This window comes from Nonomuraea sp. MG754425, from assembly GCF_021699195.1.
In the GTDB taxonomy this organism is placed as follows: domain Bacteria; phylum Actinomycetota; class Actinomycetes; order Streptosporangiales; family Streptosporangiaceae; genus Nonomuraea.
Genome location: NZ_SSXE01000010.1, coordinates 112645 through 127236, shown reverse-complemented (window position 1 = coordinate 127236; position 14592 = coordinate 112645). Strand labels below are relative to the sequence as shown.

Below are 14592 nucleotides of genomic sequence, written 5' to 3'. Positions count from 1 at the left end.
CCCGGCATCCGCAGGTCCATGAGCACCACGTCGGGACGCAGAAGGGGCACGACCGCCACCGCCTCGCCGCCGGACCCGGCCTCCCCGACCACCTCGATGTCCGGCTCGCGCTCCAGCATGCCGCGCAGCCCCTCGCGCACCACCGGATGGTCGTCCACGATCAGCACCCTGAGCACGGCACCTCCACCGCGACCGTGGTGCCCAGCCCCGGCGACCCGGCGACCCGGACGGTGCCGCCGAGCCGCCCCACCCGGCTGCGCATCGCGCGCAGACCGTACCCCTCGGGCGCGGTCGCCGGGTCGAAGCCGCACCCGTCGTCGCTGATCGACAACCGCACGGCCGAGCCGCGCACGTGCTCCAGCGTCAGCCGCGCGGACCCGGCGCGGGCGTGCTTGCGCACGTTGGCCAGCCCTTCCTGGGCGGCCCGCACCAGCGCCTCCTCGGCGGCCCGCACGCAGCTCGGCGGCCCCGCCGCCACCACCTCCACCGGCAGCGCGAACCCGCCGGCCAGGCGGCGCAGCGCCTCCTCCAGCGAGGCGCCGTCGAGCGCGGGCGGGGCGAGCGCGGCGATCAGGGCGCGGGTCTCGGCCAGGTTCTCCTCGGCGGTGCGCACCGCCCGCGCCACGTGCCGGTCCGCCTCGGCGTCGGCGGCGCGCAGCAGCATGATGATGCCGGTGAAGCCCTGCGCGAGGGTGTCGTGGATGTCACCGGCCAGCCGCTCCCGCTCGGCCAGTATCCCGGCCTCCTTGCTGACCTCGGCCAGTTCTGCCCGCGTACGGTCGAGCTCCTCGATCAGCCGGGCCCGCTCGGTGTTCTGCCGGCCGAGCCGCCCGATGAACACCCCCATCAGCGAGCTGCCCGACAACCCCACCACGATCGTCACCGCCATCGCCACCGGGTCCGCGCCGAGCGTGGTCATGAGCTGGATCGCGGGCCCCACGAACAGCGCGACCAGCGCGACCACGGCTCTGGCCGTCCGCAGCGCCATGAACGCCATCGGGACCAGCGCGGACAGCGCGATGCCCGACTGCGGGGCCAGCAGGTCGGCCGGGAGGAACAGCACGACCATGACGCCCACGTGCCACCAGCCCTCCCTGACGGGCCCGACCGGGGCGCGCACCGCCGCGCGGCCCCACAGCACGTACGAGACGGCGATCAGGAGCAGCAGCGCGAGGGAGACCGCCGGACCGCGATCGGCGACGAAGACGACCACGGTCGCGACCAGCACGACCGCGAAATACGCGTCCCAGAACGGATAGGAACGCGACCACACGTTCTCCGCCCGAGCATCGACGGGGCTGGCGCCGCCCATGGCCCAGCATCCTATGGGGGACATGTCCACCGATCAGTGGATACCCCGGCAACGCCGGTCACGAGATCGTGAAGCCATGAACCAGAAGCCCTACGTACGCGTGATGCTCGGCCTGACGATGCTCTTCGCCGTGGTGCTGGCCGTGTTCTCCATCCTCGGGGGCGAGGGCATCGGCATCGTGGCCACCATCGGCGGGATCCTGCTCGGCTTCGGCTGGGCGCTCACGGGCAGGCTGCGCGCCAGGCGCGACCGGCCCTCCTGACCGGCGGCCAGGATGCCGCTCTGCCTTCGCTGGTGATCGATCGCTCGCATGGCGCTGTTCAGATGCGCGTTCGATTCTCACTCAGGGGAAGCTGTAGACCGTTAACAGACTGTGACCAGGGACCTCAGGGGAATCACCTCGGCTGGAGCCGCAGCGAGCGGCGGCGGACCGGCCAGGGAGACGGGGGACCGATGTCTGCGGGCGGAGGAGGCGCAAGGGGCGTAGGCAGCTTCGCAGGCGGCGCTGCGCTCCGGCGTCGTGAGCGGGACCGGCTCACCGTGCCGCAGGGCGTGGCGGCACTGTCGCTGGACGCGCTGTCGTCGGTGGCCTACGGGCCGGAGGCGATCGTGATCGTGCTGGCGGCGGCCGGGAGCTACGGGCTGGGGTTCACCCTGCCGGTCACGGCGGCCATCGTGCTGCTGCTCGCCGCGCTGACCTTGTCCTACCGGCAGGTGATCGCCGCCTTTCCGGACGGCGGCGGCGCCTACGCCGTGGCCGGGCGGCATCTGGGGCGGCGGGTCAGCCTGGTCGCCGCCGCCTCACTGATCATCGACTACGTGCTCAACGTCGCGGTGGCGGTCTCCGCCGGTGTCGCCGCCTTCACCTCGGCCTTTCCCGCCATGCACGGCGAGCGGGTGCTGCTGTGCGTGCTCGTGCTGGCGCTGATCACCGCCACCAATCTGTACGGCGTCGCGGAGTCGGCAAAGGTGATGATCGCTCCGACGGTGGTGTTCGTCGCGGCGATCGCCGCCGTCGTGGTGGCCGGGCTGCTGCGCGATCATCCCGTCACCGAGCCTGCCCACCCGAGCGGCCCGGCCACCGCCACGGTCGGGGCGATGTTGTTGCTGCGCGCCTTCGCCAACGGCTGCTCGGCCCTGACCGGCGTGGAGGCCATCGCCAACGCTGTCCCGACCTTCCGCACCCCCCGCATCCAGCGGGCCCAGCGCACCGAGGTCACCCTCGGCGTGCTGCTGGGGCTGATGCTGATCGGCCTGTCGGTGCTGATCGGCAAGTTCCGCATCGCCCCCAGCCCCACCAAGACGGTGCTGGCGCAGCTCGCCGACGCCGCGCTCGGCCACAACGTCGCCTTCTACATCGTGCAGTTCGCCACCATGGTGCTGCTCGCCCTGGCCGCCAACACCTCTTTCGGGGGCCTGCCCGTCCTGGCCTCGCGCCTGGCCCGCGACCACCATCTGCCGCATGTGTTCGCCCTGCGCGCCGACCGGCAGGTCTACCGTTACGGCGTCACGGTGCTCGCCGTCCTCGCCCTGGTCCTGCTCCTGGTGTCCGAGGGGAACACCCAGGCGCTGGTGCCGGTCTTCGCCATCGGCGTGTTCATCGGCTTCACCCTCTCCCAGATCGGCATGGTCCGGCACTGGCGCCTGGAGCGCGGCCGAGGCCGGCACGGGCATGCCGCCTTGAACGGGCTGGGAGCGCTGCTGACGGCCGTGGCGCTGGTCGTGGAGCTGGTGGCCAAATGGCACGAGGGCGGCTGGCTGGTGCTCGTGGCCGTCACCGTTCTTGTCGTCGCGTTCGAGGCGGTGCACCGTACCTACCGGCGCATCGGCGCGGCCCTGCGCGTCGGGCAGGTGCCCGATCGTCCCGTGCCCTGCCGTTGCCTGGTCATCGTCCCGGTCGGCGCGGTCAACCTGCTGACCCAGGAAGCCCTCAGCGCCGCGCTGTCGTTGGGCGATGAGGTCCGGGCGCTCACCGTCGTCCACCCCGAAGATCCCGATGCCGGATCAGCCGACGCGGTGCGCCGGGCATGGCACGCCTGGCGGCCCGACGTCCCTCTCGTCGTCCTGCACAGCCGGACCCGCTCACTGACCCGGCCGATCGTCGACTACCTGCGCGCCGTGTCCGCCGGAAAGAGCTACGAGCGGATCGTCGTCCTCATCCCCGAGATGCACCTGCCCAGGCCCTGGCAGCGGCTGCTGCAGAACCAGCGCGGCGCCGTCCTGGACCGGGCGATCCGCCACAACACCGACGCCGTGATCTGCCGTCTGCGCCTGCCGATCCCCCTTCCCCCCGCCACCTGAAGGGCGATGTCCGGCGCCGGGGTGCAGCGAGATCCCCGGTGGTGGCAGCCCTCAGCTCGAGAACCGCTCACCCATCCGACCCTCGACGTGCCGGAGTTCACCGCCGGCTCTGCATGGACAGGGCCTGCCGCCAGTGCTCGGCCGCCTGGCCCATGTCGTGGCCGAGGAGTTCGAAGAACTGGGTGGTGGTACGGAGCCGGTCGCCGGTGGGTGTGTCGGCGCCGAAGATCCCGACGCCGTGTCGCGTGGTGTCGGCCCAGATCGCTATCGACCTGGCGCTGGCCGCCCACGTGTGGTACCAGACGTCCACGTCGACGAAGTAGCGCACCCGGCGCGCCGCACGCTCCCGGGCGACCATCTGTCTCTGCCCCAGCCACTTGACGGCGTTGGAGATCGTCGCCGGACTGACATGGAGTTGCCGGGCGAGCTCCGTGGCGGTCAGGCTGCCACCCTCGCTGAGGAACAGCGCGGCGAACACCTTGGCTGTCATGGGTGCCATCCCGCCCTCGATCATCATGGCGACGAACTGTTCCTCGAACTCCCGGGCTGTGCGGACGTCACGGTTGTCGGTGGTGTGCGGAACGCCGGGGTGGGGAGCGCGCTTGCGGCGGCGGGCGCGCCAGTTCGTCGCATGTTGGGCGCGCGCCGCCCGGTAGTCGTGCGCGCCGCCGTTCCTGGCGATCTCGCGGGTGACGGTGGACCTGGACCGCCCCAGCCGGCGGGCGATCTCCGCGTAGGTCAGGTCGGCCGCCAGTCCTTCGGCGATGCGGCGACGATCCTCCGCCGTCAGCCGGCCTCCCGGCATGTCACCCTCCCCGGTCGAGCCCTCGGCGCTGCAAGACGGTTGCACTCAGCTACAAGTTCATTGCACCAATACATGGCCTCTGACCTGCACATATGACTTCTTCGAGTTGTCCCATCCCAGAACACGACCTTAGCGTTTACCCCAGGCCGAAAAGTGAGGTTTCACCATGAAAAAGGTCGTACTCGTCACCGGCGCCTCCGCCGGCATCGGCAAGGCCACCGCACTCGAACTCATCCGCGCCGGCCACATCGTCTACGGCGCCGCGCGGCGCGTACCCAAGATGGACGACATCCGCGACGCCGGCGGACACGTGCTGGAGCTGGACGCACGCCGGCCGGAAGACCTGGAACGCGTCATCGGCGCCATCGTCGCCGAACAGGGCCGCATCGACGTCCTGATCAACAATGCCGGCACCGTCCTGCACGGCGCGGCCGAGGACATCCCCATCGACCTGGCACGCGACCAGTTCGAGGTCAACGTCTTCGCCCCGGCCCGGCTGACCCAGCTCGCCCTGCCGTACATGCGCGAACAGGGATCCGGCACGATCGTCAACGTCTCCTCCATCGGCGGCGAGATCGCCCTGCCGCTCGGCTGCTGGTACTACGCGACCAAGCACGCGCTGGAGGCCTACTCCGACAGCCTGCGCATGGAGGTGGAGCCGTTCGGCGTCGACGTCGTGATCATCCAGCCCGGCATCATCAAGACCGAGTTCGAAGACCACACGGCACAGGACCTCCGTGAGATCTCCGGCACGACCGCGTACGGGCAGATGGCCGAAGCCCTGGCCGAACGCGCCGAGACCCAGCTCGGCGAGAACACCCCGGCCAGCGACCCACGCGTGGTCGCCACCACCATCCGGCAGGCCATCGAGGCCGGCAAGCCCGAGACGCGCTACGCGGTCGGCTACCTGGCCGAAAAGCTCCTCGAGCTCAACAGGACGTTGCCGGACCGCGAATTCGACAAGCTCCTCACGAACTCCGCGAAGTAGTCCGCCACGATGTCGCACCCACCCCGCTCACGCGGATGGTGGGCGCTCACAGCGCTCGTGCTCACGCCGTCGGCCGTGGGCTTCGACGTGACCATCCCGAACCTGGCGCTGCCGAGCATGACCGAGGAGTTGCACCCCGGCAACGCGCGGTTGCCGGGGTTCGTCACCGTCTGCACGCTGGTACTCGCCGCCGGCATGATCCCGGCGGGAATGGTGGGCGACCGCTTCGGCCGCAAGAGGACACTCCTGGCCGCGCTGGTCATCTTCGGGGCCGGTTCCCTGGCCGCCTGGGTCACTGAGGCCGTACACGGTGCCCAGTCACCGGCACGTAGGGCAAGTAGCCGCGGGCATTAGGGTGGGCCTCATGATGGAAGACTTGCGGGACGCCGAGCGCCGGCTCCAGGCCGCGCAGCTCGCTGGAGATGTCGAGGCGCTGGATCGGCTGCTGGATGATCGGCTGATCTTTACCTTCGGTGCGAACGTCCAGACCAAGGCGGACGACCTGGAGGTGCACCGCACTCGGGCACAGGTGGTGACGAAGGTGGCCGAGGAGGAGTTGACCGTGCTCGCCGAGGGGCGCACCGGGGTGACGTGGTTTCTCGGCACCATCGAAGGGACCGTCTCCGGGGCGCCGTTCGCGGCCAGGATGCGCTACACCCGTACTTGGCTGTACGACGATACGCACGGCTGGCGCATCATCGCCGTGCACGCCGGCACGGCCGATTGACATAGCCGACACGTTGTACGGCGACCGGCCAGCCGGATGGTCGCCGGCGAGGTTCGACCGAAAGGAGTTCGCGCAGTAGCGGGCGCAGGCTCGCACGCCGCCGCTACCCGCGACCGCCCCGGGCAAGGTCCTCGGCCCGCGCGATGTGTGCCCCGGCACCGGGATGGCCCGCCTGTCCTACGGCCAGGCCCGCGCCCTGCTGGACACGCAGACCACCACGGGGCCGGCCCGGGACACGGCTGGGACCTGCGCGAGTATCGCCACCCGGCCCTGACCCACCTGGGCGACGGGCTTGAGCCGGTTCACGCGCCCAGATTCGGGTGCGGGTCACGATGTCCCGTGTAGGCGCGAAGAGGACGACCTACCAGGCGAGTGCGTCCAGATGGCTATGGCCGGAAAGCAGGCGAGCGATGCGGTCCTGCGCCGCTTCGCGTATGCCGGGCTGGGGGTGGTGTGCGTAGAGCGCGAGCTCCCCGTACATGTCGTAGAACTGCAACCGCTCGCGCAGATGCTCGCGCTCGAACAGCTCCGGATACGCGCCGTGCAGCCATCCGGGGACCTTTGTGAGTGTGGCCTCGTCGAGCCCTCGTTCATCGGGTGTGGGTGGGAACTCCCGCGCCTTCGCGCACCAGCGCAGGATGGTATCGAGCTCGACATCCGCCGGCTGAGCCAACGCCTCCGCGAAGTCGATGAGACCGGTGACGCGTCCTTGGTCGACGATCATGTTGGATCCGTGGAGATCACCATGGACGAGGACGGGTTCGTCGGCGGCGAACAACGCCAGCCGCTCCTGGAGCCAATCGGTGGCGTCCGCGAGCAGGCGCGAGTCATGGCCGGGCAGTCGCCGGGCGGCCTCGACCTGCTGGAGCGCCGCACTTACCACGGGTGGGTGGAACGCGGGCCACGGCTTGCCGGCGAGCGCGTCGGCCAGCCAGGGCGGCAGCAGGTCGGCCGGGACAGCAACGCGGTGAAGTGCGCGCAACGCGAGGCCGAGGCTTTCGATCATTTCTTGGCGCGTGTGCGAGTCCGCCGCCGGCCATACCTCGTACATGGTTCGGCCGGGCAGGCGTTCGGAGACACACCACGGCCCGTCCGGGCCGTCGCCGTGGGCGAGAATCCGGGCGTGTGGGACCTCGCTGCCGGCGAGCAGGTTGACGACTGCGGCCTCGTGGCGATAAGCGTCGCGGAACCGTCCGCCGTTGCTCAGCCGTACGACGTGTTCGTCGCCGACCCACGCGCGGCTGACCCAGCCGGCCTTGGGAAGGAAGCGCCCGGTTGCCGGCAGACCAGCGGCGGCCAGCGTCCTCAGCAGCGCCGGATCGGTAGCCGGCTCGTCGACGAACACGGACGGGAAGCTACCTGTGCGGCAAGCGACCCGCCACTGGGTTTTCCGGAAAGCGCCGCCCCGGTCCTCGTGTCGCCTTGGCGGCAGACGGCCCGCGTGCGTCTTGCTGACGGGGGGAGGCAGGAGCGCCGCAGTCCGCTCAGGATGGGCTGCCGACTCCGATCAACCGAGGCGTCTGCGGCCAGACCAAGTACGAGAGAAAGGGGCAGTGGCCCTCCCTCGCGGAGAAGTTGCTGGTCAGTGGGTACGGCGGCGGGGCGCCAGGACCTCGGTGACCTTGGCGATGGATTCGGCGCCAGGTATGACATAGCGCATGGCGGTGCGCGGCCGCTGGTCGGCGAGCGGGGGCCGGGCAGCGTTCGGACAAGAACAGCGGGCCGTGCGTGCGGGTGCTGCCGTCGGGCTGTCAAAGGAGCCGGGGCAGCAGGTGGGCGGTGCCACTGTCCCAATACACCCATTCGATGGTGCCATCCTTGGAGCGGACGCGGGCGCGGCGGTGCTCCAGGCCGAGGTCCTCGCGACACCTGCGGTGATGTACCGGATAACGTGCCGGAGTCGCGCACCGCCCCGGCGGAGGCTTGTCGCAGTGGGACCGGTTACCCAGCCAAGGGTGCGTGAGGACCCACTGGCTCGTGCAGATTTTGGAGCCGATGATCGCATTGTCGGAGAGAGTGGCCTGGTTGTCGACGGGGTGCCGCTGGATCCAGTCTCCAAAAATGTCCTCGTTCAAGGGCGAGGCCCCCCTCGACCCAGCCCTCGAAGCCCTCATTCATTCGCGCGTCGCAGACTTGCTATGCAAGCGCATAGTATCCTCTCTATTCGAGCAACTTACTATGCGAACGGATAGGAGGCATGAGCGGTGACGACATCAGGCCCCGACCCTGAGGACCTGACCGCTCGCGCGCGGATCAGAGACGCGGCCCTGTGGCATTTCGGGGAGTATGGCTTCGAGAAGGCGACAACCCGAGCGATCACCGAGAGCGCGGGCGTCTCTCCGGGACTGCTGCGCCATCACTTCGGGTCCAAGCAGGCGTTGCGTGAGGCGTGCGACGCCCACCTGGTCAAGCTGATCAGCAGGATCAACGAGCAGGCCGGCGCCGACACGGCCGCCGGCGGCGTAAGCGGTGTGAACCACGTCGCGGCCTCCATGGCGGCCCTTGGGCCTTACCAGCGATACCTGGCGCGTGCCCTGACCGAGGGATGGGCCGAGCCGGTGTTCGACGCGATGGTCCAGATGAGCGAGCAGTGGCTCGCAGGGCTCGACGAGCGCCGCTCCGATCCCCCCTTCGCCGACCGCAAGGCCAGGGCGACGGTGGGCACGGCGATGGCCCTGGCCGTCGGAATCCTCCACAAGCACGTGTCCCGAGGGCTGGGTGTCGACGTGTCCGGGCAGGAAGGCGCCCACCTACTCGCCCTGACTGTGCTCGACCTCTACTCCCACCCCTGGCTCAGCCCGGAAGAGGCCGCCGCGTACCGCGACGCCCTGGACAAGACCGCGACAGACACCGGAGCCACACTCCGTTCGGCCGAGGAGCACCCTGATGAGTGACGCGATATCCGTAACAGGGTTAGTCAAGACGTTCGGCGCCACCCGCGCACTGGACGGCCTCGACCTCGTCGTGGGCACCGGAGAGGTGCACGGCTTCCTGGGGCCGAACGGCGCGGGCAAGAGCACCACGATCCGGATCCTGCTCGGCATGCTTCGCGCCGACGCGGGCGCCGCTCGGCTGCTCAGCGGCGATCCATGGGCCGACGCGACGGAGCTCCATCGCAGGCTGGCCTACGTACCCGGCGATGTCACGCTGTGGCCCAACCTGTCCGGCGGCGAGGTGATCGACCTGCTCGGACGGCTGCGCGGCGGGTTCAGCCCGCGGCGCCGCGCCGAGCTGCTGGAGCGCTTCGACCTGGACCCACGCAAGAAGTGCCGCGCCTACTCCAAGGGCAACCGGCAGAAGGTCGCCCTGATCGCCGCGCTGGCCTGCGACGCCGAGCTGCTCATCCTCGACGAGCCCACCACCGGGCTGGACCCCTTGATGGAGGAGGTCTTCCGCGAGGCGGTACGCCAAGAGCAGCGCCGCGGGGATCGGACCGTGCTGCTGTCCAGCCACATCTTGGCCGAGGTCGAAGTGCTGTGCGACCGCGTGACCATCATCAAGGACGGGCGCACGGTCGAAAGCGGCACTCTGGCCGGCCTGCGCCATCTCACCCGCACCTCCATCCAGGCCGACCTGGCGGCGCCACCGGACGGGCTGGCCGGCCTGCCCGGGGTGCACGACCTGCGCGCCGAGGGCGACCGAGTGTGGTTCGACGTCGACACCACCGCCCTGGACGCCGTACTGCGGCACCTCACCGACGTCGGCGTACACGGCCTCGTCAGCCGGCCCCCCACCCTGGAGGAGTTGTTCCTACGGCACTACGACCGCACCGGCAGGAGCGACGGGCGCCACGTAGGCGCGGCACGATGAACTCTCTCACCGGCACCGGCCACCTGGTCCGCCTGGCCCTGCGCCGCGAACGGGCCATCGCCCCCTGGTGGATCCTGCTGATCGTGACCATGGCCCTGACGATGGTCGCCTACATCAACAGGAACATGGGCACCTACGAGCTGAAACTCGCATACATCGACATCATCCGCAGCAACGCCTTCCTCCAAGGGCTCGGCGGCGGGTTCGCCGAACCGCGGTTGGAGGTGCTCGCCACGTGGCGCAGCGGCGGGTTCCTCTATGTGGTGAGCGCGTTCGCGGCCGTCATGTCCGTCGTCCGGCACACGCGCGGGGAGGAGGACGCCGGCCGCAGCGAGCTGGTTCGCTCGGCCGTGGTCAGCCGCCACGCTCAGCTGACCGCCGCCATGCTGGTGGCGGTGGGGAACAGTCTGCTCGGCGGGCTGGTGACGGCCGTCGCGCTGATCGGGATCGGTCTCGAACCGATCGGATCGCTCGCCTACGGGGCCGCCGTCACGGTGGCGGGCTGGGTGTTCGCAGGCATCGCCGCCGTCGCCGCCCAACTGGCGCGCGACGCCCGTACGGCCACCGCGATCGGCCTGTCCCTACTCGCCATCTCCTTTGTGATGCGCTATGCCGGTGATGCGAGCGCGCAGTACTGGCTGAAGTACCTGTCCCCGATCGGCTGGAGCCATCTGGTGCAGGCCTACCAGGACGAGCGGTGGTGGATGCTCGGGGTCTCGATCCTGGCCGGCGCCGTCCTGTCCGCCGTCGCGTACCAACTGCTCGGCCACCGCGACCTCGGCGCCGGGCTGTTGCCCGAACGCCTCGGGCGCGCGACGGCACCGGAGCTGCGCGGCCCGATCAGCCTGGCCTGGCGGCTGCACCGCGGCCTGCTGGTGAAATGGACGGCCGGGATCGCGTTCTTCGCGGCGGCGGCCGCCGGGCTGAGCCCGTTGGGCCGGGATCTGCTGTCGCGACCGAGCATCGTGGTCGACAACATCAGGAACACCCTCGGCGTACAACCCGCAGATGCGATGCTCGGCGCCTACTCCTGGTACATGATCCTGATCCTCGCGTACGCGATCGCCCTCTACCCGGTGCTCATGACACTGCGGCTGCGCTCGGAGGAGACCTCAGGCCGCGCGGAGGCCGTCCAGGCCACCGCAGTGACCCGGCTCCGGTGGGCGGCCGGGCACCTGGTCGTGACCGGGGTCGGCACCACGGCGCTGATGGTCGTCGCCGGGCTGGTGTTCGGCACGCTGTACTCGGTGCTCGTCGGCGACCTCACCACCGACATGCCCCGATTCCTGGCCGGGGCGCTGGGCGGCGTACCGGCCGCCTGGTGCGTCGGCGCGGTGTGCCTGCTCGCCTACGCAATGCTGCCGCGGGCGAGCGCGGCGATCTCCTGGACCGTCTGGATCCTGACCGCCGCACTCGGGCAGGTCGCCGGCCCCCTCTACGGGCAGTGGGGCGGCAGCCCGCTGGAACCGTTCCACTACATCCCCAACCCCTTCGCCACAGCACCCATGGACACCAGACCGATTCTGGCCCTGCTCGCCGTCACGGCGGTCCTGCTCGGCGGCGGACTGCTCGCCCTCCGCCGCCGCGACTTCAGGTAAAGCAGCGCGGCTGCCTCTGTGCCGGCGGCGTCCCGGGCCGTTCGTCGTGCAGGTGGTCGGCCGGCGCCTGGCGGACGTCGCGGCCGGGAACACGGTCCGACCGATGCGGCCCTTTGCCGGCTCTGGGGCGCAGGCTCAGGTCAGGAGCAGGCCGACGCCGATCAGCAGGGCGGTACCGGACAGGGCCGCGATGACCAGGACGGTACGCCTGCTTGCACCGCTGATACGGAGCGCGAGGGCCGGCGGGCCGATCGGAGCAGTCTTGTTATCCATGTCTGTCTCCTTGATGATCTGGGTGGTCTTGGCTTGTGTGCATTCGGTTGTTCAGGGGGCGTCCTGCCGCAGGGCATCCCGCAGGCGCAGGAGTTCGCGACGGCGACGCCGCGCGCGTACCAGGGCGAGCATCGCGGCGGCGGTGAAGACGACCCCGCCCGCGGCGGTGGCCACCAGGTCGGCGGTGCCGCCACGGGCTGCTGCCAGCGCCACCCCGCCCGCGGCGGTCACCACGGTCGCCGCCAGAGCGATCCGGGCGGACAACACCCGGTCCCGAGCGAAAAGCGGTCGACGCCTGCTCAACACCCAGCCGGCGAAGACGGCCCAGGCCAGCCCGATGGCGATCAATCCGACGAAGACAGCCTGAGTACGCGTCGGCAGAGGGTTCGGCTCGGTCACCCACAGCACCGTGATCAAGGCCGCGCCGCATCCTCCGGCCAGGCCCACTGCCACGTGGCCCAGCCGGGAGCGCAGGGACACCTCCGTGGCCAGCACGCGCTCCAGTTGCTCGGGCACCGCCCGCTGCGCTGGGCGGTTCTGCTCGCTCATGCCTCGTATCCCTTCTCGGCAAGGTGGTTTCGCAGCATGCGCCGGGCGCGGTGCAACCTGCTCTTGACCGTGCCGGTCTGTACGCCGAGCACCTCCGCACAAGTGGCCAGCGGAAGATCCTCCAGATGGAAGAGGATGAGCACCTCGCGCTCCAGGGGCGGCAGAGCGGCAAGACCTGCCTCGATCTGCATCGTGGTGAGCACGCTGCTGAGCTCGTCGTCGGCGACGACAGTCGTGGTTTCCTCCATGGCCGTCTCCGGCGCCCTGTACGCCTGTCGCAGATGGTCAGTGACCGTGCGCCGGGCGATGGTGTACAGCCACGGGGCGAACCGCTCCGGTTGCCGCAACCGCGGCAGACCGCGCACCACAGCGACCCACGCCTCCTGAGCAAGATCGTCTGCGAGGTGCTGCGAGCCGACCATGCCCCGGACGTAGCGCCACAGTGGGGTGTGCCAGATGGCCACCAGTTCGCGGAACGCCTCTCGCTCCCCAAGCTGGCAGCGCACCACCAGCAACCCTTCGTTGCCCACCACACCTCCCTGCTCTGCATCGTCCGTCACGCAGACAGTCGGCATTCCGCGCGGAAAGGTTCACGGAATCCTGAGGATCCATCGGCAGGGGCGCGGTCACCCGTTTCGCTGTCAGGTCGGCGGTGCGGCGGCGTACCACCGGGTCGCCGTCGCTCCACACGTACAGGCTCGGCACGCCCACCGGGCCGATCGCCACGTCCGCGGGATCCTTGGCGGCGAACCAGCCTTCCCGCAGATCTATCGAAAGGTGGACGACTGGCGACGTGCCTCTCGGCCAGGCTGAGGTGCCATGAAGAAGACGATCATCGCCGCGCTCGGCGCCCTGCTGATCCCCATGGCAGCGGGCACGCCGGCGACGGCGGATACCGGGCTGTCCTGGGAGGACTGCGGGGACGGTCTGCGATGCGGCCGGATCTCCGTGCCCGCCGACTGGGACGCCCCCACGGGCGAGCAGATCACGCTGGGGCTCGCCAAGCTGCCCGCCGAGGATCCGGCCACCCGGAAGGGAACGCTCGTCGTCAACATGGGCGGCCCCGGGCCGCAGATCTCGGCCCTGCGCCAGGTCAAGGGCGCCTTCGCCGACCTGACTCAATGGTTCGACGTGGTGGTCTTCGACCCGCGCGGATTCGAGGCGAGCAGCGGGGTACGCTGCCCCGGCCGGGCGCCGTGGGCCACGAACGCGGAGTGGGTGTTCCCCGACCGCGCCACCTACGCCCGATACACGGAGCAGAACCGCCGCTTCGGCCTCGGCTGCGCCGATGCCGCCGGCCCGCTCGCGGGCAACCTGGACTCCGAGCAGGGAGCCCACGACCTGGAGGCCGTCCGAGTGGCGCTGGGCGAGCAGAAACTCAGCTATTTCGGCAACTCCTACGGCACCGTCCTCGGCGTGACCTACGCCGACATGTTCCCCTCCCACGTCGGCCGCATGTACCTGGACAGCCCGATCGACCACACCAACCCATCGTGGACCGACTGGCTCCTGCCCAAAGCGAAGGTCAAGGAGGACAACCTGGGCCGTTTCGCCGAGTGGTGCGCCACCGACCAGAGCTGCGCGCTCCATGGGCGCGACGTGCTCAAGGTGTGGGACGAGGTCATGGCCCGCGCCGCCAAGCGGCCGATCCCCGCGCCCGGCGCCGGCACAGCGGTCCGTGCGTCCCTGATCGCTTCCCGCGCGAGCGTCACGTGGGAGGCGACATGGCCCGACCTGGCCAAGTCCCTGGCCGAGGCGCACGCGGGCGATGCCACCCGGTTCGCCAAGCCGCCCGTCGTAACGGTCGATCCGGACTTCAGCCGGATCGCGTGGTGCTCCGACTTCCCGTCCCCGACCACATATCGCGACGTCAAGGCCATCGAAAAGCGGCTCAAGAGCGTCGCGCCGCGCATCGGCTGGACCGCGGCGTGGCCGCAGGCCAACCTCTGCGCAGGGCTCCCGCGAAAGACGCCCTTCCTGCCCCACCCGGTGCGCCCTCGTGGCCTGCCACCGATCCTGATCGCGAGCGGCGAGTACGACGACGCGGCACCGCCCGCGAACGCCCGCCGGACCGCCGCCCAACTCGACGGCTCGCGGTACGTGCCGGCCAAGGGCGGTCACGCGCTTTACCTGTACGGCAATCCCTGCGTCCGGGACCACGTGCACCGCTACCTGACCACCGGGCAACTCCCGCCCGCGGGCACGACCTGCGGTCCGGCATCATCGTGA

17 protein-coding genes and 1 pseudogene are annotated in these 14592 nt (G+C 70.3%); 9 read left to right on the top strand and 9 right to left on the bottom strand.

Annotated features, from left to right (window positions below; genetic code table 11):
• Positions 1-176: response regulator transcription factor (locus FAF44_RS05835; protein WP_237101966.1), on the bottom strand; the 176-nt coding region annotated here is incomplete at its 3' end.
• Entirely contained in the window at positions 161-1312 is a 1152-nt protein-coding gene (locus tag FAF44_RS05830) for a sensor histidine kinase (RefSeq protein WP_237101962.1), read from the bottom strand. The genes FAF44_RS05835 and FAF44_RS05830, both read right to left, overlap by 16 nt.
• Positions 1313-1388: 76 nt before the next feature.
• On the opposite strand from FAF44_RS05830, the gene FAF44_RS05825 reads away from it, so the two are divergent.
• Positions 1389-1574: a hypothetical protein gene (locus tag FAF44_RS05825; RefSeq protein ID WP_237101961.1), complete on the top strand. Its 186-nt coding sequence runs from the start codon at positions 1389-1391 to the stop codon at positions 1572-1574.
• Between the two features lie 290 nt (positions 1575-1864).
• A complete protein-coding gene (locus FAF44_RS05820; RefSeq protein WP_237101960.1) occupies positions 1865-3613 on the top strand; it encodes an APC family permease in 1749 nt (582 codons plus the stop codon).
• 97 nt (positions 3614-3710) lie between these two features.
• On the opposite strand, the gene FAF44_RS05815 is transcribed toward FAF44_RS05820, so the two are convergent.
• On the bottom strand, positions 3711-4103 hold the full coding sequence (locus FAF44_RS05815; RefSeq protein WP_237101965.1) for a helix-turn-helix domain-containing protein: 393 nt from the start codon (positions 4101-4103) through the stop codon (positions 3711-3713).
• Positions 4104-4247: 144 nt separating this feature from the next.
• Positions 4248-4418 (bottom strand): annotated as a pseudogene (locus FAF44_RS54440) (helix-turn-helix domain-containing protein); the annotation flags it as partial.
• A gap of 166 nt (positions 4419-4584) precedes the next feature.
• Between FAF44_RS54440 and FAF44_RS05800 the strand changes: the two are divergent.
• The 3 genes from FAF44_RS05800 to FAF44_RS05790 are packed head-to-tail and all read left to right on the top strand — an operon-like array spanning position 4585 to position 6133.
• Positions 4585-5406, top strand: coding sequence for an oxidoreductase (locus FAF44_RS05800; protein WP_237101959.1), 822 nt, complete (start codon positions 4585-4587; stop codon positions 5404-5406).
• Positions 5407-5415: 9 nt separating this feature from the next.
• The gene (locus tag FAF44_RS05795; protein ID WP_237101958.1) at positions 5416-5760 is read left to right on the top strand and encodes an MFS transporter; all 345 of its coding nucleotides are present in this window, start codon (positions 5416-5418) and stop codon (positions 5758-5760) included.
• 13 nt (positions 5761-5773) lie between these two features.
• On the top strand, positions 5774-6133 hold the full coding sequence (locus FAF44_RS05790; RefSeq protein ID WP_237101964.1) for a nuclear transport factor 2 family protein: 360 nt from the start codon (positions 5774-5776) through the stop codon (positions 6131-6133).
• A gap of 177 nt (positions 6134-6310) precedes the next feature.
• Here FAF44_RS05790 and FAF44_RS54435 read toward each other — a convergent pair whose 3' ends face one another.
• Positions 6311-6439, bottom strand: coding sequence for a hypothetical protein (locus FAF44_RS54435; protein WP_272894091.1), 129 nt, complete (start codon positions 6437-6439; stop codon positions 6311-6313).
• A 55-nt stretch (positions 6440-6494) separates the two neighbouring features.
• Positions 6495-7478, bottom strand: coding sequence for a phosphotransferase (locus FAF44_RS05785; protein ID WP_237101957.1), 984 nt, complete (start codon positions 7476-7478; stop codon positions 6495-6497).
• An 859-nt stretch (positions 7479-8337) separates the two neighbouring features.
• Here FAF44_RS05785 and FAF44_RS05780 point away from each other — a divergent pair.
• The 3 genes from FAF44_RS05780 to FAF44_RS05770 are packed head-to-tail and all read left to right on the top strand — an operon-like array spanning position 8338 to position 11541.
• Positions 8338-9027 (top strand): TetR/AcrR family transcriptional regulator, encoded by a 690-nt coding sequence (locus FAF44_RS05780; RefSeq protein WP_237101956.1) that lies wholly within the window; start codon positions 8338-8340, stop codon positions 9025-9027.
• Positions 9020-9943 (top strand): ABC transporter ATP-binding protein, encoded by a 924-nt coding sequence (locus tag FAF44_RS05775; protein WP_237101955.1) that lies wholly within the window; start codon positions 9020-9022, stop codon positions 9941-9943. The genes FAF44_RS05780 and FAF44_RS05775 overlap by 8 nt, the downstream gene beginning before the upstream one ends.
• Entirely contained in the window at positions 9940-11541 is a 1602-nt protein-coding gene (locus tag FAF44_RS05770; protein ID WP_237101954.1) for an ABC transporter permease, read from the top strand. Before FAF44_RS05775 ends, FAF44_RS05770 begins: the two co-directional genes overlap by 4 nt.
• Positions 11542-11676: 135 nt before the next feature.
• Here FAF44_RS05770 and FAF44_RS05765 read toward each other — a convergent pair whose 3' ends face one another.
• Genes FAF44_RS05765 through FAF44_RS05755 form a run of 3 tightly spaced genes read right to left on the bottom strand, consistent with a single transcriptional unit; the run spans position 11677 to position 12893 of the window.
• On the bottom strand, positions 11677-11814 hold the full coding sequence (locus FAF44_RS05765; protein WP_237101953.1) for a hypothetical protein: 138 nt from the start codon (positions 11812-11814) through the stop codon (positions 11677-11679).
• A gap of 51 nt (positions 11815-11865) precedes the next feature.
• Positions 11866-12363 carry a transmembrane transport protein gene (locus FAF44_RS05760; protein WP_237101952.1) on the bottom strand — a complete coding sequence of 166 codons (498 nt, stop codon included), beginning with the start codon at positions 12361-12363 and terminating at the stop codon, positions 11866-11868.
• Positions 12360-12893, bottom strand: coding sequence for an RNA polymerase sigma factor (locus tag FAF44_RS05755; RefSeq protein WP_237101951.1), 534 nt, complete (start codon positions 12891-12893; stop codon positions 12360-12362). Before FAF44_RS05755 ends, FAF44_RS05760 begins: the two co-directional genes overlap by 4 nt.
• A 289-nt stretch (positions 12894-13182) precedes the next feature.
• Between FAF44_RS05755 and FAF44_RS05750 the strand changes: the two genes are divergently transcribed.
• Positions 13183-14592 (top strand): alpha/beta hydrolase, encoded by a 1410-nt coding sequence (locus FAF44_RS05750; protein WP_237101950.1) that lies wholly within the window; start codon positions 13183-13185, stop codon positions 14590-14592.